Origin of the sequence: Streptococcus sp. HMSC074B11, assembly GCF_001808705.1 — a bacterium.
In the GTDB taxonomy this organism is placed as follows: Bacteria; Bacillota; Bacilli; order Lactobacillales; family Streptococcaceae; genus Streptococcus.
Map to the genome: position 1 here is coordinate 13251 of NZ_KV794218.1, position 17225 is coordinate 30475.

18 protein-coding genes and 1 pseudogene are annotated in these 17225 nt (G+C 39.9%); 16 read left to right on the forward strand and 3 right to left on the reverse strand.

What is annotated here, in order from left to right; translation table 11 throughout:
• The first annotated feature begins 80 nt into the window (after positions 1-80).
• Positions 81-518 carry a CoA-binding protein gene (locus HMPREF2619_RS00090; protein ID WP_070457923.1) on the forward strand — a complete coding sequence of 146 codons (438 nt, stop codon included), beginning with the start codon at positions 81-83 and terminating at the stop codon, positions 516-518.
• 171 nt (positions 519-689) lie between these two features.
• Here HMPREF2619_RS00090 and HMPREF2619_RS00095 read toward each other — a convergent pair whose 3' ends face one another.
• The 3 genes from HMPREF2619_RS00095 to HMPREF2619_RS00105 all read right to left on the reverse strand — a co-directional run bounded on the left by HMPREF2619_RS00095 (position 690) and on the right by HMPREF2619_RS00105 (position 2813).
• Positions 690-1700 (reverse strand): YeiH family protein, encoded by a 1011-nt coding sequence (locus tag HMPREF2619_RS00095; protein ID WP_070457926.1) that lies wholly within the window; start codon positions 1698-1700, stop codon positions 690-692.
• Positions 1701-2203: 503 nt separating this feature from the next.
• Positions 2204-2539: a type II toxin-antitoxin system RelE/ParE family toxin gene (locus HMPREF2619_RS00100; protein ID WP_070457930.1), complete on the reverse strand. Its 336-nt coding sequence runs from the start codon at positions 2537-2539 to the stop codon at positions 2204-2206.
• The gene (locus HMPREF2619_RS00105) at positions 2529-2813 is read right to left on the reverse strand and encodes a type II toxin-antitoxin system RelB/ParD family antitoxin (protein ID WP_070457933.1); all 285 of its coding nucleotides are present in this window, start codon (positions 2811-2813) and stop codon (positions 2529-2531) included. The genes HMPREF2619_RS00100 and HMPREF2619_RS00105 overlap by 11 nt, the downstream gene beginning before the upstream one ends.
• 692 nt (positions 2814-3505) lie before the next feature.
• Between HMPREF2619_RS00105 and HMPREF2619_RS00115 the strand changes: the two genes are divergently transcribed.
• The 15 genes and pseudogenes from HMPREF2619_RS00115 to HMPREF2619_RS00170 all read left to right on the forward strand — a co-directional run bounded on the left by HMPREF2619_RS00115 (position 3506) and on the right by HMPREF2619_RS00170 (position 17189).
• Positions 3506-4675: a pyridoxal phosphate-dependent aminotransferase gene (locus tag HMPREF2619_RS00115; protein WP_070457939.1), complete on the forward strand. Its 1170-nt coding sequence runs from the start codon at positions 3506-3508 to the stop codon at positions 4673-4675.
• Positions 4672-5442 carry a DNA repair protein RecO gene (gene recO, locus HMPREF2619_RS00120; protein ID WP_070457941.1) on the forward strand — a complete coding sequence of 257 codons (771 nt, stop codon included), beginning with the start codon at positions 4672-4674 and terminating at the stop codon, positions 5440-5442. The genes HMPREF2619_RS00115 and recO overlap by 4 nt, the downstream gene beginning before the upstream one ends.
• Positions 5439-6431, forward strand: coding sequence for a phosphate acyltransferase PlsX (plsX, locus tag HMPREF2619_RS00125; protein ID WP_049530048.1), 993 nt, complete (start codon positions 5439-5441; stop codon positions 6429-6431). The genes recO and plsX overlap by 4 nt, the downstream gene beginning before the upstream one ends.
• A gap of 5 nt (positions 6432-6436) precedes the next feature.
• Positions 6437-6673 carry an acyl carrier protein gene (locus HMPREF2619_RS00130; RefSeq protein WP_000130002.1) on the forward strand — a complete coding sequence of 79 codons (237 nt, stop codon included), beginning with the start codon at positions 6437-6439 and terminating at the stop codon, positions 6671-6673.
• Positions 6674-7133: 460 nt separating this feature from the next.
• Positions 7134-7328, forward strand: coding sequence for a class IIb bacteriocin, lactobin A/cerein 7B family (locus tag HMPREF2619_RS00135; RefSeq protein ID WP_045762497.1), 195 nt, complete (start codon positions 7134-7136; stop codon positions 7326-7328).
• A gap of 27 nt (positions 7329-7355) precedes the next feature.
• Entirely contained in the window at positions 7356-7556 is a 201-nt protein-coding gene (locus HMPREF2619_RS00140) for a hypothetical protein (protein WP_045762498.1), read from the forward strand.
• Between the two features lie 8 nt (positions 7557-7564).
• Entirely contained in the window at positions 7565-7732 is a 168-nt protein-coding gene (locus HMPREF2619_RS00145) for a class IIb bacteriocin, lactobin A/cerein 7B family (protein WP_186821470.1), read from the forward strand.
• A gap of 3 nt (positions 7733-7735) precedes the next feature.
• Positions 7736-7938 (forward strand): annotated as a pseudogene (locus HMPREF2619_RS11530) (bacteriocin immunity protein).
• An 80-nt stretch (positions 7939-8018) separates the two neighbouring features.
• On the forward strand, positions 8019-8219 hold the full coding sequence (locus HMPREF2619_RS00150) for a hypothetical protein (RefSeq protein ID WP_070457948.1): 201 nt from the start codon (positions 8019-8021) through the stop codon (positions 8217-8219).
• A 32-nt stretch (positions 8220-8251) separates the two neighbouring features.
• A complete protein-coding gene (locus HMPREF2619_RS11305) occupies positions 8252-8428 on the forward strand; it encodes a hypothetical protein (RefSeq protein ID WP_186821471.1) in 177 nt (58 codons plus the stop codon).
• Between the two features lie 210 nt (positions 8429-8638).
• Positions 8639-8794: a hypothetical protein gene (locus HMPREF2619_RS11310; protein WP_186821472.1), complete on the forward strand. Its 156-nt coding sequence runs from the start codon at positions 8639-8641 to the stop codon at positions 8792-8794.
• Positions 8795-9017: 223 nt separating this feature from the next.
• The gene (gene comA / locus HMPREF2619_RS00155; protein WP_070457951.1) at positions 9018-11171 is read left to right on the forward strand and encodes a peptide cleavage/export ABC transporter ComA; all 2154 of its coding nucleotides are present in this window, start codon (positions 9018-9020) and stop codon (positions 11169-11171) included.
• 12 nt (positions 11172-11183) lie between these two features.
• Complete coding sequence (locus HMPREF2619_RS00160; RefSeq protein WP_001190313.1) at positions 11184-12524, forward strand: bacteriocin secretion accessory protein; 1341 nt, start codon at positions 11184-11186, stop codon at positions 12522-12524.
• Positions 12525-12692: 168 nt separating this feature from the next.
• Positions 12693-13400, forward strand: a complete 708-nt coding sequence (purC, locus tag HMPREF2619_RS00165; RefSeq protein ID WP_070457953.1) for a phosphoribosylaminoimidazolesuccinocarboxamide synthase — start codon at positions 12693-12695, stop codon at positions 13398-13400.
• Positions 13401-13463: 63 nt separating this feature from the next.
• Entirely contained in the window at positions 13464-17189 is a 3726-nt protein-coding gene (locus HMPREF2619_RS00170; protein ID WP_070457956.1) for a phosphoribosylformylglycinamidine synthase, read from the forward strand.
• Positions 17190-17225 lie beyond the last annotated feature (36 nt).

The window sequence follows — 17225 nt, forward strand, 5'->3', positions numbered from 1 at the left end:
TGGGAGGATTTTTTGATTTTATAGTAAATTTCTGCAAACCCTTTCAAAATATGCTATACTGATGAAAAAGGAGGATTTTTATGACTCAAGAATTTATCAATCCAAGTGATGGCGTAATTCGTCAGTATCTAGAAACCAGTAAAACTCTAGCAGTAGTGGGCTTGTCTGACCGTGAGGAGACAACTAGCAATAGAGTGACAAAGGAAATGCAGGCTCGTGGCTATAAAATCATACCAGTAAACCCTAAGGCTGCAGGTGGGGAAATCTTGGGAGAAAAGGCTTATGCCAGTCTAGCTGAGATTCCTTTCCCTGTAGATATCGTTAATGTCTATCGTCGTAGTGAGTTTCTACCAGATGTGGCACGAGATTTTCTCAAGGCTGATGCTAAGATTTTCTGGGCGCAACTAGGACTTGAAAGTCTAGAAGCGGAAGAAATCTTGCGTGCTGGAGGTTGCGATGATATCGTGATGAACCGTTGTATTAAGAGAGAACATACACGCTTAATTCTTGAACAATAAAAAGGTAGCTTGAGGGCTACCTTTTGTGTTATACTCAATGAAAATCAAAGAGCAAACTAGCCGCAGGCTGCTCAAAACACTGTTTTGAGGTTGTAGATAAGACTGACGAAGTCAGTCACATATATAATCCAAGGCGACGTTGACGTGGTTTGAAGAGATTTTCGAAGAGTATTAGAAAATACCGATGAGCGTTTGCATACCGAGACTAGTCAGGATAATGGCAATCCAGCAGAGGGCACCAAGAAGAATGGATTTACCGCTGGACTTAATCATAGCAATGAGATTAGTTTTGAGGCCGATAGCGCTCATGGCCATGATGATGAGGAATTTAGACAGTTGTTTGAGAGGTGCGAAGAAGCTACTACTGACACCGAAGGAAGTAAGGACGGTGGTTAGCAGAGAAGCTAGGATGAAGTAGAGAATGAAAACAGGGAAGATTTTTTTAAGTTTTACCCCTTGGTTGTTTCCTTGTTGACGACTTTGCCAGTAAGAGAGGAAGAGAGTGATAGGGATAATAGCTAGAGTACGGGTCAATTTGACAATGGTGGCAGCTTCGAGAGTATTGGACTGGTAAAGACTATCCCAGGCGCTGGCAGTGGCTGTTACAGAGGAAGTATCATTGACCGCAGTTCCTGCAAAGAGGGAGAAACCCTCGTTTGATAGGTGAAGCCAGGTTCCTAGGGTTGGGAAAATAAGTGCGGCCAGGACATTGAAGAAAAAGATAACGGAAATGGCTTGGGCGACTTCCTTTTCCTTGGCATGGATGACGGGAGCTGTCGCAGCAATGGCAGAACCGCCACAGATAGAGGAACCAACACCGATCAAGGTAGCTAGCTTTGTATCTAGGTCAAAAAAGCGCTGGAAGAGATAGGCAACAATCAAGGCTATAGAAATGGTGGATAGAATGACAGGGAGCGAAGATTTTCCTACTGCAAAAACTTGAGAGATATTGAGTCCAAACCCAAGCAAGATGACAGCGTACTGGAGTAATTTTTTAGAGCTGTAAGTTAAACCAGCATCCAGTTGTTTATAGGAAGTGAGAAAGGGGTGGAGAATCATGCCAATAAAGATGGCAAAGACAGGTGCCCCGACAACAGGCAAGAAGCTCCCTAAGGTCCAAGAGATGATGGAAATGATAAGACAGGCTAACAATCCTGTCCCATTTTTTGATAGAAATGACATAAAAACCTCCGAAAATAAGCACTTCTTATTATAGTCTTGTCTCGAAGAAAAGTAAAGAGAAAGTAAAGTTAAATAATTATTTGACAAGTTTCTCAAATTTATGTGATATTAGCTGTACAAGAACTGTAACGAAGTCTTGGCAAAAACAGAAATACCAGAGCTCCACCTCTGGTATTTCTGTTTGTCTAGTCATATTAAAACTAAACTCAGGTTATATTTTTTTGTCGCGCTTGTCTAGCCACTTTCTGACTATCCACTCAGAAATGACATTACCGATCTAGTAATCAATAATGGTGCTAGAATAGTTGTAACGAAGATTGGAAAAACCAATATATTACAAAAGTATACTCTATAATATTTAAATACTTATTAAATCAACGTTTCTAAAGGAAAAGTAGTTGTAAAATATTATATACAGCGTACTGTTAAACCAAGACGGTACCAAAAATTAAGGTTTCGGAGCTTATAAAATAAAGAAAAATGTCTCAATCAGTTGAGCTTTTTTAAGTACCATTTTGTAGCAAAGTGACGTAGTCGCTTTTTATGTGGAATAGGTGAGATAAAAAAACAGTGTTTCGTTTTTGGTCGATGAAGTAGAGTAAGACATACTGACCGATAATTTTTCCTCGTGTAGGGTACTTACTATTAATCTTTACACCAATTTTTTCATCGGCGTCAAAACCAGCCTCAGGAAAGACTTCTAAACTTTTTAAGCCATCTAAAATTTTACTCACAGTATTTTTAGCAGACTGAGGTGATAAAAGAACAGTAGTGATGTAATCATGGATACTGTCAATAGCTTGGCTCACTTCATCAGAAATAATTACTTTATAAGTCATAGCGTGCCCTCATACTGTCTAGGGAAGTCCCTTTTCCTGCTTCATATTCTCTTAAGGCTCGTTCGGATTGAGCTTGTAATTCCTCAATCAACTGTTCACGGTGTAAATCTTCTGCAGTCTTGATTGGCAAGTCCTGTTCGAGGACAATCTGCTCTATAAAAAGAGTGATAGCATCCGTCATGGTCATTCCTTTTTCCTTGATAATGGCTCTAGCTTGTTCCATTGCTAACTCATTGATTTTAAAATTGTATTGCTTAACAAGTGATGTAGTCATGGTATATCTCCGTTCTATATCGTGTATATCCAGTATATATTTTTTGAACTTTTTTTGCAAGAAAAAAATTCTTGAATATACTCCAAGAGTGAAACGAATAGGACCAGTGGTGGAGCGGGTTCTTTACAGCCTAAAGCTGAAGGTAGTGCCGAACCTGAAGCTGAATTATCGGTAACATTTAAGCAAACTGTTACCAGTCACCCGACATCATCTTATCCTTAGTTATAAGTTTAGGATAAATAAGAGAGAATATCGACAATAATTCTTATTACAACCATCTGTCCTGTACCTTTGTTTGATTTTCTTGTTTTTGAATAAATTGTCTGACTGTATCTTTCAAATGTTTCTGAAATTCAAGAATCTGACTAAATTCATTTAGACTAGCCTGATTATCTTCGTTTACTTTTTTTGTGACCTGATTTATATTGATTCCTATCCGATTTATTTCCTTACGCAACTTCTCAATACTCGTCGAAAATCTCCTAATACGTTGTCATCTTCGACTTACCTAACTTTAGTTATGCTTTCACCTCGATTCCTAGTTTCATGAGATTTTCATTGAGGATTCTAAAAACATAGTGTTGTAATGAATTTAAATGAACATACATCAGTTGCTTATGCTAGTGTGATTTTGCGGTCAGAGAGCTTTTGTAGTATAATAGACATATGTTCTTTAAGCAAGGAGGGTATCTATGGACTTAACCAAGCGATTTAATAAACAATTAGATAAGATTCAAGTTTCCTTGATTCGTCAGTTTGACCAGGCTATTTCAAAGATTCCTGGGGTTCTACGTCTGACATTGGGAGAGCCTGACTTTACAACTCCAGACCATGTCAAGGAGGCGGCTAAGCGAGCTATTGACCAAAATCAATCCTACTATACAGGGATGAGTGGTTTGTTGACCTTGCGCCAGGCAGCTAGTGATTTTGTAAGAGAAAAATACCAGCTAGACTATAATCCAGAGAATGAAATCTTGGTCACAATTGGTGCGACAGAGGCTCTATCAGCTACTTTGACAGCTATTTTAGAAGAGGGTGACAAGGTTCTCTTGCCAGCTCCTGCCTATCCTGGTTATGAACCAATTGTTAATCTAGTTGGTGCAGAGATTGTCGAGATTGATACGACTGAGAACGGTTTTGTCTTAACTCCTGAAATGCTGGAGAAGGCAATTCTGGAGCAGGGTGACAAGCTCAAGGCAGTCATTCTCAACTATCCAGCTAATCCTACAGGAATTACTTATAGTCGCGAACAGTTGGAAGCCTTGGCAGACGTTTTACGTAAGTATGAGGTTTTCGTTGTCTGTGATGAGGTCTACTCAGAATTAACCTATACAGGGGAAAATCATGTCTCTTTGGGAACAATGCTGAGAGATCAGGCCATTATCATTAACGGTCTATCCAAATCACATGCTATGACAGGTTGGCGTTTAGGCTTTATCTTCGCACCAGCAAACTTCACAGCTCAGTTAATCAAGAGTCACCAGTATTTGGTAACTGCTGCAAATACTATGGCTCAACATGCTGCAGTAGAAGCCTTAACAGCTGGTAAAGATGATGCAGAACCTATGAAGAAAGAGTATATCCAACGTCGGGACTACATTATCGAGAAAATGACTAATCTTGGTTTTGAGATTATCAAACCAGACGGTGCCTTTTATATCTTTGCTAAGATTCCAACAGGCTACAATCAAGATTCGTTTGCTTTTCTAAAAGATTTTGCTCACAAGAAGGCTGTTGCCTTTATCCCTGGTGCAGCTTTTGGTCAATATGGAGAAGGTTATGTGCGCTTGTCTTATGCAGCTAGCATGGAAATCATCAGAGAAGCTATGAAACGTCTTGAGGAGTACATGAGAGAAGCATGATTCAGTCTATTACGAGTCAGGGGTTGGTGCTCTACAATCGTAATTTTCGTGAGGATGACAAGCTAGTCAAGATTTTTACAGAGCAGGTCGGCAAGCGGATGTTTTTTGTCAAACATGCCGGTCAGTCTAAACTGGCTCCAGTTATTCAACCTTTGGTGCTGGCTCGTTTTCTTTTGCGAATCAATGATGATGGACTTAGTTATATTGAAGACTATCATGAGGTGATGACCTTTCCAAAAATCAATAGTGATCTCTTTGTCATGGCCTATGCGACCTATGTGGCAGCTTTGGCAGATGCTAGTTTGCAGGACAATCACCAAGATGCTCCCTTGTTTGCTTTTTTACAAAAGACTTTAGAGTTGATGGAAGAGGGGCTAGATTATCAAGTTTTGACCAATATTTTTGAAATTCAGATCTTGACCCGTTTTGGAATTAGTCTTAATTTTAATGAGTGTGTTTTTTGCCATCGGGTGGGTCAGGCCTTTGATTTTTCTTTCAAATATGGTGCTTGCTTATGTCCTGAGCATTACCATAAGGACGAGAAACGTTGTCATCTGAATCCAAACATTCCCTATTTGCTCAATCAATTTCAAGCTATCAACTTTGAGACTTTAGAGACTATTTCTCTCAAGTCTGAAATCAAGCAAGAATTGCGTCAGTTCATGGATCAAATTTATGAAGAGTACGTCGGAATTCACCTAAAATCAAAGAAATTTATTGATTCCCTAGCTGATTGGGGACAATTACTAAAAGAGGAAGACAAATGAAAAAAATCGCAGTAGACGCAATGGGTGGCGATTACGCACCTCAAGCCATCGTTGAGGGTGTCAATCAAGCTCTTGCTGACTTTTCAGATATTGAAATTCAACTTTACGGAGACGAAAGCAAAATCAAGCAATATCTAACAGCTACAGAACGCGTCAGCATTATCCATACAGATGAAAAAATTGATTCGGATGATGAACCGACAAAAGCCATCCGTAAGAAGAAAAATGCCAGTATGGTATTGGCTGCTAAAGCTGTCAAAGATGGTGAGGCTGATGCCGTGCTATCAGCAGGGAATACGGGTGCTTTGCTTGCGGCAGGATTTTTCATCGTTGGTCGCATCAAGAATATCGATCGTCCAGGGCTTATGTCAACCTTACCAACAGTTGATGGAAAAGGATTTGACATGCTAGACCTCGGTGCCAATGCAGAAAACACAGCCCATCACCTGCATCAATACGCCATCTTAGGTTCTTTCTATGCTAAAAATGTTCGTGGAATTGCAAAACCACGAGTTGGTTTGCTTAATAACGGGACAGAGAGTAGTAAGGGCGACCCGCTTCGCAAGGAAACTTATGACTTGCTAGCAGCTGATGAGAGTTTGAACTTTGTCGGTAATGTGGAAGCGCGTGATTTGATGGAGGGTGTTGCAGATGTTGTCGTGGCAGACGGTTTCACGGGAAACGCTGTGCTAAAATCCATCGAAGGAACAGCCATGGGAATCATGGGCTTGCTTAAAAATGCTATTACAGGTGGTGGACTTCGAGCAAAACTTGGTGCTCTTCTTCTTAAGGATAGTCTTAGAGGTTTGAAAAAGCAACTCAACTATTCAGATGTTGGGGGGGCCGTCTTGTTTGGTGTTAAGGCGCCGGTTGTTAAGACTCATGGCTCAAGTGATGCCAAGGCTGTGTATAGTACGATTCGTCAGATTCGTACTATGCTAGAAACAGACGTAGTTGCTCAAACTGCGCGTGAATTTTCAGGAGAATAATATATATGACAGATAAAGAAATTTTTGACCGTGTCGTGACCATTATCCAAGAACGTCAAGGGGAAGACTTCGTAGTAACAGAAGCCTTGAGTTTGAAGGATGATTTAGATGCTGATTCGGTAGATTTGATGGAATTCGTACTAACCATTGAGGATGAATTCGGAATCGAAATTAGTGATGAAGAAATCGACCACCTCCAAAGTGTAGCAGATGTATTGAAAGCCATTAAAGATAAAATCTAACATAAAGCAACATGCAAGTCATGTTGTTTTTTTGTTTCTCGAAAAAAGATAAGATTTTGAAGTTTTATAGTCGAGTTTACGAATAAAAAGATGAGAACAAAAAAGGAGGATTGCTGATGTATGTGACAGGTCTTTATCCGTGGTTGATCAAGTGGTTTTTAAAATAAATTTGACTTAGTTGTTTATTTTAAAATTATTTTATCGAATAGATAAGTAAGAAGAATAGGAAAGGAGTTTGATTAATGTATTTACCAATTTTACTTCCATGGTTTATCAAATGGTATTTTAAATAAATTAAATTTATTCATTCATTTTAAAATGATTTCTTGAATAGATAAGTGAGAAGAAAAGGAAGGAGAATAGAAATGATTATTTCAGTTATTTATCCAATTTGGCTTTTAAAATGGTTTAAAGGTTAAAAATCACAAACAAAAAACTATAAAAATAAAGGAGAAAACAAATGACAAACTTTGACAAAATGGAACAGAACTTTGCAGCTCTTACGGAAGAAGAGCTGATGGAAGTGGATGGGGGAGCACTGCCTCTTGTACTCGCTGGAGTATCTATTTGGAAGGTAGGTGCGGCAGTAGCAGGTGGAGCAACAGCGCTTTTTGCTGGAGGAGCAGCTTTGGGGTATTATGCAAATAGACCATAATCTGATTGTAGTCAGAGAGGCATTTCTATGTTTTTAAAAAAAGAAGTGATATTATTAGGGGTATTGTTATCGCTACGTATTATTTTTACTATTGTTCAAATTTTAATTGACTATAAAATATTACCTGGACAGTATAGTGTAAATTTTATGGATATTTCAGAAGTATTTACCTATCCAATACTCATTTTAATCATTTATATAGCAATAAAATATAATACAAAGGAGTAATGATGAACATGAACTTAGAACAATTTTATCAATTATCTGACGATGAATTAGTGAGAACAAAAGGTGGTTTTGGTCTTGCGGAAGCAGTTGGGATTGCAGGAGTACTGAATGCTGCTGTACAAATTTTTAATGCTGGTTACAAATTTGGTTCAGATTTTGCTCGTCGTGGGCGTTAGATAATGAACAATCGCAACACTGATCTCAATACATTGTTGCCATAGTTCCTTTGGTGGCAATAGGTCTCAATCTCGTGCTTCATGTAATTCGTACAGGTTCTTTATTATCCTTTGATTGGAAATGGTATTTAGTTGGATTGATTGCCTCAGGCTATTTTGGGATTTTTTGCAAGGATTTGTCAAAATATAATCCAAACTATAAATGATGAATCTGAATGAAAAGGATTTTGTCCGTGTGAATGGCGGAAAAACTCTGTCATTTTTGTCAGATAAATAGGAGTCTGCTATGAAAAAATTTTTATTGGGATTTGCTGAGGGATATTTTATCGTGTCAGTCATTATCTACATTGTAACGTATTTGATTTTGAAAAAACCGATCAATACCTTGTTTTATCCAGAAATCTATCCGATTCTACTTGGTCTGTTTTATGTAGGGTATAAGTGTAGTTCAGAAAATAAAAATGATCTATTTGAAACTAATCATTAAGTTGAACTAAAAAGGAATAAAAGTGAACTTGTATGAAAAATCTAAAAAATGTAATGGGAGCCTTTTTAATTATTTTTGGAGTGCTTTGCATATTAGGAGACTTAAATGTAATTACCTTTAATGTTGAAAAATATTTCCAATCAGAGTTATTTGTTCCGATGCTTATTTTGATGATGAGTTATTTAGATTCAGGTAAAGACAAGGTTTAAATAGAACTATTATTAGTATGTGGCAAATGCTATTGAATAATCATCTTTTAGTTGTTATCAATGAAATAGGAACTAAAAAAGAATGGAGAAATAAATGAATATCTCAGAAGAATTTGCGGCTATCATTATATCAGCCTCAGGAATAGTAGGACTTTTGGTTGGAGTAGCTATTGGATTAGCTAGTATTATTTAAAAAGGAGTAGATGAAAGATGAAGAAACTGAGTAAAAAATTTGCTATTATGACAGAGGAAGACTTGGCTGTAACTAAGGGAGGTTTCATTGCTAGTGCTTCCACGGCGATTGCTTGGGGAGTTTTAGGAGGAACTTCTTATATGTTTGGGCGTTATTTAGGAAGTAGACGTTAATTTAAAAATTTGTGGCAAATCGTAAAAAAATTGGAAAAGGTAAGAAATATTAATCATTATATTTTCTAGGTAGGACGTTTCTTCTACCTATTTTTATTTAGGAAAAAGTGCCGTTCAGGTGCAGTTATTGTTTTTTTAGAAATAATTTTCTTTTTGCTTCTTTGTTTGGATAAAATAATCTTACAAAGTTTTCTTTGGAGATTGTTAGGAAAAGGAGTAGAATATGAAATTTAGTAAACGGCATTATCGTCCTCAGGTAGACCAGATGGACTGCGGTGTGGCTTCATTAGCCATGGTCTTTGGTTATTATGGTAGTTATTATTCTCTGGCTCACTTGCGAGAGTTGGCCAAGACGACCATGGATGGGACTACGGCTTTAGGCTTAGTCAAGGTTGCAGAGGAAATTGGTTTTGAGACGCGAGCAATAAAGGCGGACATGACCTTGTTTGATTTGCCGGATGTAACCTTTCCTTTTGTGGCTCATGTGCTTAAGGAAGGAAAATTGCTCCATTATTATGTAGTGACTGGGCAGGACAAGAACAACATTCATATCGCTGATCCAGATCCTAGTGTTAAGCTGACCAAGATTTCTCGTGAACGCTTTGCCAAGGAGTGGACAGGAATCACTATTTTTATGGCACCATCTCCGACTTATAAGCCTCATAAGGAACAAAAAAATGGTCTGCTTTCCTTTATCCCTATATTAGTGAAACAGCGAGGTTTGATTGTTAATATCGTTTTGGCGACCCTCTTGGTGACCTTGATTAACATTGTGGGTTCTTATTATCTGCAGTCTATCATTGACACTTATGTACCAGATCAGATGCGCTCGACACTGGGAATTATTTCGATAGGGCTAGTCATCGTTTATGTCCTTCAGCAAATCTTATCTTATGCCCAGGAGTATCTCTTACTTGTTTTGGGGCAACGCTTGTCGATTGACGTGATTTTATCCTACATCAAGCACGTTTTTCATTTACCTATGTCCTTTTTTGCGACACGACGGACAGGGGAAATCGTGTCTCGTTTCACGGATGCAAATAGTATCATCGATGCGCTGGCTTCGACCATTCTGTCAATCTTTTTGGATGTATCTACTGTCTTGATTATTTCAGTAGTTCTATTTTCGCAGAATAGCAATCTCTTTTTCATGAGTTTACTAGCCCTTCCTATCTACACAGTGATTATCTTTGCTTTTATGAAGCCCTTTGAAAAGATGAATCGGGAAACTATGGAAGCCAATGCGGTTCTGTCTTCTTCTATCATTGAGGACATCAATGGTATTGAGACCATCAAGTCCTTAACTAGTGAAAGTTCACGCTACCAAAAGATTGACAAGGAATTTGTAGATTATCTGAAAAAATCTTTTACTTACAGTCGAGCAGAAAGTCAGCAAAAGGCTCTGAAAAAGCTTGCCCAACTCTTGCTCAATGTTGCCATTCTCTGGATGGGGGCTCTCCTAGTCATGGATAATAAGATGAGTTTGGGCCAGTTGATTACCTATAATACCTTGCTTATTTACTTTACAAATCCTTTGGAGAATATCATCAATCTGCAAACCAAGCTTCAGACAGCGCAGGTTGCCAATAACCGTCTCAATGAAGTTTATCTGGTTACATCTGAGTTTGAGGAAAAGAAAACAGTCTCAGATTTGAGCTTGCTGCAAGGAGATATGACTTTCAAGCAGGTTCACTACAAGTATGGCTATGGTCGAGATGTCTTGTCGGACATCAATCTAACCATTCCGCAAGGCTCTAAAGTGGCTTTTGTGGGAATTTCAGGATCGGGTAAGACGACCTTGGCTAAGATGATGGTTAATTTTTACGATCCAAGTCAGGGGGAGATTAGTCTGGGTGGTGTCAATCTCAATCAGATTGATAAAAAGGCTCTGCGCCAGTATATCAACTACCTGCCTCAGCAGCCCTATGTTTTCAATGGAACGATCTTGGAGAATCTTCTCCTCGGAGCTAAGGAGGGGACGACCCAGGAGGATATCTTGAGAGCAGTGGAGTTGGCAGAGATTCGGGAGGATATTGAGCGCATGCCACTGAATTACCAGACAGAATTGACTTCGGATGGATCGGGCATTTCAGGTGGTCAACGTCAGAGGATCGCTCTGGCGCGTGCTCTCTTGACCGATGCGCCTGTCTTGATCTTGGATGAGGCGACCAGCAGTCTGGATATTTTGACCGAGAAGCGAATTGTCGATAATCTGATGACTTTGGATAAGACCTTGATTTTCATCGCCCACCGCTTGACCATTGCTGAGCGGACAGAGAAGGTTGTCGTTTTGGATCAGGGAAAGATTGTCGAAGAGGGTACACATATGGAATTACTGGCTCAGGGTGGTTTCTATGCCCACTTGGTGAATAGTTAGAGAGGAGAAAAGATGCAATCAGAATTTTTAGAAAGTGCTGAGTTTTACAATCGTCGTTACCATAATTTTTCTAGTTATGTGATTTTTCCAAGTTTTATCTTGTTTTTGTTCCTGATCGTTTTTTCAATCTTTGCCCAAAAGGAGATAAGCTTGACAGCTGGAGCTACGGTAGAACCTGCTCGTATCATTGCTACCATTCAGTCTAGTAGTAATAGTAAGATTGTGGCGAATCATTTGGCTGAAAATAAGTTTGTCAAGCAAGGGGATCTTCTCGTTCAATACCAAGAGGGAGCAGAAGCCGTTCAGGCTGAGAATTATGCCAGTCAGTTGGAAATGCTCAAGGATCAGAAGGTTCAACTGGAGTATTTAAAAGCAAGCCTTCAAGCAGGAAGTGATCAATTTCCAGAAGCAGATAAATTTGGCTATCAGCATAGTTTTTTAGATTATCTAAATCAAGTTGCTAGTTTACGGAGTCAGGTTGAGCAACAAAATGCTAGTATATCATCTCAAAATGCAGCAGCCAGTGGTAGTCAGGCAGAATTAGGCAATCTCATCGGAGAAACCCAGTCCAAAATTAAAGAATATCAGCAAGCCAAGTCTGCTATTCAGGGTGATGGACACTTAGAGAGTGATCATCCAGCTTATGCTATTTATCAGTCGACAAAGGAGCAAGGATCGGAAACCAAACAGCAGGCCTTATCTCAGCTAGATGCTCAAATCACTCAGTTGGAGTCAACTCTTGCAGGTTATCGAGTACAGTATGCAGGTTCAGGAGCCCAGCAAGCTTATGCATCTGGATTGGGAAGTCAGTTGGAGTCATTAAAATCTCAGCAACTAGCCAAGGTAGGCCAGGAATTAACGCTCTTGGATCAGAAAATTCTTGAAGCGGAGTCGGGTAAAAAGATTCAAGGGAATCTTTTAGAGAAGGAGAAAATTACAGCAACAGAAGATGGTGTTCTACATTTGAATCCTGAGCATAGTCGATCTACCATCATTCCAGAAGGAACTATCCTCGCTCACCTTTTTCCGCAGTTGGCTAGAGAGAGGAAGGCAAAACTGACAGCTTATATCAGTTCTAAGGAAGTGGCTGGTCTCAAGCCTGGAAATGAGGTACGATTTACAACGGTAACGGATGCCAATAAGCAGCTAGTATTGACATCCAAGATTACGAATATCGATACCAGTGCGACTCAGACAGAAAAGGGCAATTTCTTTAAATTAGAGGCAGAGACGGATTTGAATGCTGAACAAGCAGAAAAACTTCGTTATGGACTTGAAGGTCGTTTGACTATGATTACAGGTAGGAAGAGTTTTTTACGCTACTATCTTGATCGTTTTTTGAAACAAGAATAAAGTTCTCATTTTAACTCAATTCAATCTTAGAAAATCGCAAATGAAAATTCGTTTGCGATTTTTCTGTACTTTTTCAGATATGATATCAAATATAGTTCGTGAAATATTTGATTTTTGGTGTCTGTTGTGTTAGAATGATGTAAAGTAATACGAAAGGCGAACAAGAAAATGTCCAGTAAACTTATTTATACGGGAAAAGCTAAAGATATCTATACTACAGAAGACGAAAATGTGATTAAGTCGGTCTACAAGGACCAGGCAACCATGCTGAATGGAGCTCGCAAAGAGACCATTGAGGGTAAAGGTGTGCTGAATAATCAGATTTCGTCTCTTATTTTTGAAAAATTGAATGCGGCTGGTGTGGCGACACACTTTCTCGAACGTATTTCTGACACAGAACAACTCAACAAGAAAGTGACAATCATTCCTTTGGAGGTTGTTCTTCGTAACGTGACTGCGGGTTCTTTCTCAAAACGTTTTGGTGTGGAAGAAGGTTTGAATCTGGAAACTCCAATCGTTGAATTTTACTACAAGAACGATGATTTGGATGACCCATTCATCAATGATGAGCATGTGAAGTTCTTGGATATTGCCAATGATGAGCAAATTGTTTATATCAAGGAAGAAACGCGTCGTATCAATGAATTGCTGAAAGATTGGTTTGCACAAATTGGTCTTCGCTTGATTGACTTCAAATTGGAATTTGGTTTTGATAAGGACGGTAAGATTATCTTGGCAGATGAATTCTCACCAGACAACTGCCGTCTTTGGGATGCGGAAGGTCATCACATGGATAAAGATGTTTTTCGTAGAGATTTGGGCAGTTTAACGGATGTTTACAAGGTCGTTTTAGAAAAATTGCAGGGCTTGAAGTAACTTGTTTGAAACGGAAAACCTTCGTCTTCGATAACCTATTTTAATAGAAATAAAGGAAATAAAATGGATAAACGTATTTTCGTTGAGAAAAAAGCTGATTTTCGTGTGAAATCGGACTCATTAGTAAAAGAATTGCAGCATAATCTTCAGTTGAAAACGTTGAATGATCTTCGAATCGTTCAGGTTTACGATGTCTTTAATTTGGCAGAGGACTTGTTTGCGCGTGCGGAAAAACATATCTTCTCTGAACAAGTGACCGATACTGTTTTGGACGAGGCTGCGGTTAAGGCTGATCTTGAGAAGGTTGCTTTCTTTGCTATCGAAAGTTTGCCGGGTCAATTTGACCAACGTGCGGCATCTTCACAAGAAGCTTTGCTGTTGCTTGGTAGTTCAAATGATGTAACAGTTAATACAGCGCAACTTTACTTGGTTAACAAGGATATTGATGCGAATGAGTTGGAAGCTGTCAAAAATTACCTCTTGAATCCAGTGGATTCTCGTTTCAAAGATATCACTGTTGGCATTGCGAAGCAGGATTTCTCTGAGTCTGACAAGACCATTCCAAACTTGGATTTCTTTGAAAGCTATACAGCAGAAGATTTTGCTAAGTATAAGGCTGAGCAAGGCTTGGCAATGGAAGTGGATGACCTTCTCTTCATTCAAGATTACTTCAAATCTATTGGACGTGTGCCAACTGAGACTGAGTTGAAGGTTTTGGATACTTACTGGTCTGACCACTGCCGTCACACAACTTTCGAAACTGAGTTGAAAACCATCGACTTCTCAGCTTCTAAATTTGAAAAACAATTGCAGGCGACTTATGACAAGTATATTGCCATGCGTTATGAGTTGGGACGCACAGAAAAACCTCAAACCTTGATGGATATGGCGACTATTTTTGGTCGCTATGAGCGTGCCAATGATCGTTTGGACGACATGGAAGTGTCTGATGAAATCAATGCCTGCTCTGTTGAAATTGAAGTGGATGTTAATGGTGTCAAAGAACCATGGCTCCTCATGTTCAAAAACGAAACTCATAACCACCCAACTGAAATTGAACCATTTGGTGGGGCAGCTACTTGTATCGGTGGTGCCATTCGTGATCCATTGTCAGGACGTTCATACGTTTATCAAGCCATGCGTATCTCAGGTGCTGGTGATATCACAGCTCCAATTTCAGAAACTCGCGCTGGTAAATTGCCACAACAGGTGATTTCTAAAACAGCGGCTCACGGTTATTCTTCATACGGTAACCAAATTGGTCTTGCAACAACTTATGTTCGTGAATACTTCCACCCAGGTTTCGTCGCTAAGCGTATGGAGCTAGGTGCAGTTGTCGGTGCGGCTCCTAAGGAAAATGTTGTCCGTGAAAAACCTGAAGCAGGTGATGTGATTATCTTGCTTGGTGGTAAGACTGGACGTGACGGTGTCGGTGGTGCGACAGGTTCTTCTAAAGTTCAAACGGTTGAATCTGTTGAAACAGCTGGTGCTGAAGTTCAAAAAGGGAATGCCATCGAAGAACGTAAGATTCAACGTCTTTTCCGTAATGGAGAAGTGACACGTCTAATCAAGAAATCAAATGACTTTGGTGCTGGTGGTGTCTGTGTGGCTATCGGTGAATTGGCAGATGGTCTTGAAATTGATCTAGACAAAGTACCATTGAAATACCAAGGTTTGAACGGTACAGAAATTGCTATCTCTGAATCTCAGGAACGTATGGCCGTAGTGGTTCGTCCAGAAGATGTAGATGCTTTCGTTGCTGAATGTAATAAAGAAAATATTGACGCGGTTGTCGTTGCGACAGTGACTGAGAAACCAAACCTTGTCATGCACTGGAATGGTGAAACAATCGTTGATTTGGAACGTCGTTTCCTTGATACAAACGGTGTGCGCGTAGTTGTAGATGCTAAGGTGGTTGACAAGGATGTCAAGCTTCCAGAAGAACGTCAAACATCTGCTGAAACCCTTGAGGCTGATACTCTTGAAGTCTTGGCTGACCTTAACCATGCAAGTCAAAAAGGTTTACAAACCATCTTTGATAGCTCAGTTGGTCGTTCAACAGTTAACCACCCACTTGGTGGTCGCTACCAAATCACACCAACTGAAGCTTCTGTACAGAAATTGCCAGTTCAACATGGCGTGACTACAACTGCTTCTGTTATGGCGCAAGGGTTCAATCCTTATGTAGCAGAATGGTCTCCATACCATGGTGCTGCTTATGCGGTTATCGAAGCAAGCGCTCGTTTGGTTGCTGCTGGTGCCAACTGGTCTAAGGCTCGTTTCTCTTATCAAGAATACTTCGAGCGTATGGATAAACAAGCAGAGCGTTTTGGTCAACCAGTAGCTGCTCTCCTTGGATCCATTGAAGCTCAGATTCAACTTGGTTTGCCATCTATCGGTGGTAAAGACTCTATGTCTGGTACTTTTGAAGAATTGACGGTACCACCAACCTTGGTTGCTTTTGGGGTAACAACTGCAGATAGCCGCAAGGTACTTTCTCCGGAATTCAAAACTGCTGGTGAAAATATTTACTACATCCCAGGTCAAGCTTTGGCACAAGAAATTGATTTCAATCTCATCAAGTCTAACTTTGCTCAATTTGAAGACATCCAAGCTGACCATAAAGTCACATCTGCATCAGCTGTCAAATATGGTGGTGTGGTTGAAGCTCTTGCTCTTGCAACATTTGGTAACCATATTGGTGCCACTGTAACCCTTGAAAATCTTGAGACTGCCTTGACAGCTCAATTGGGTGGATTCGTCTTCACATCTCCTGAAGACATTGCAGGTGTTGCCAAGATTGGACGAACAGTAGCTGACTTTACACTTTCTGTCAATGATGTAACGCTTGATGGACACAAGCTTGACAGTGCCTTCCAAGGTAAATTGGAAGAGGTTTACCCAACGGAATTTGCACAAGCAACTGAGTTGGAAGAAGTACCTGCTGTGGCATCTGATGCTGTGATCAAAGCTAAAGAAACAGTTGAGACACCAGTGGTTTACATCCCGGTGTTCCCAGGAACTAACTCGGAGTATGACTCCGCTAAGGCCTTTGAAAAAGAAGGTGCAACAGTCAACTTGGTACCATTTGTCACACTGAATGAAGAAGCCATTGTCAAGTCGGTTGACACCATGGTTGACAACATCGAAAAAGCCAACATTATCTTCTTTGCAGGTGGCTTCTCAGCAGCGGATGAACCAGATGGATCTGCTAAATTTATCGTTAATATCTTGCTTAACGAAAAAGTGCGTGCAGCCATTGATAGCTTCATCGAAGGTGGTGGTTTGATTATCGGTATCTGTAACGGATTCCAAGCTCTTGTCAAATCAGGTCTTCTTCCATACGGTAACTTTGAAGATGCAAGCAGTACCAGTCCAACCCTCTTCTACAATGATGCTAACCAACACGTGGCTAAGATGGTTGAAACACGGATTGCCAACACGAACTCGCCATGGCTTGCTGGAGTGGAAGTTGGTGACATCCATGCCATTCCAGTATCACACGGTGAAGGTAAGTTTGTCGTGACTGCTGAGGAATTTGCGGAGCTCCGTGATAATGGTCAAATCTTTAGCCAATACGTTGACTTCGAAGGAAAACCAAGCATGGATTCAAAATACAATCCTAACGGATCTGTCAATGCGATTGAAGGTATCACAAGTAAGAACGGTCAAATTATTGGGAAGATGGGGCACTCAGAACGTTTCGAAGACGGTCTCTTCCAAAATATTCCAGGAAATAAAGACCAATATCTCTTTGCATCAGCGGTTAAATACTTTACTGGGAAATAGGCTTTGCAGATTTTCTAATAGATAAGCATCAGTAAA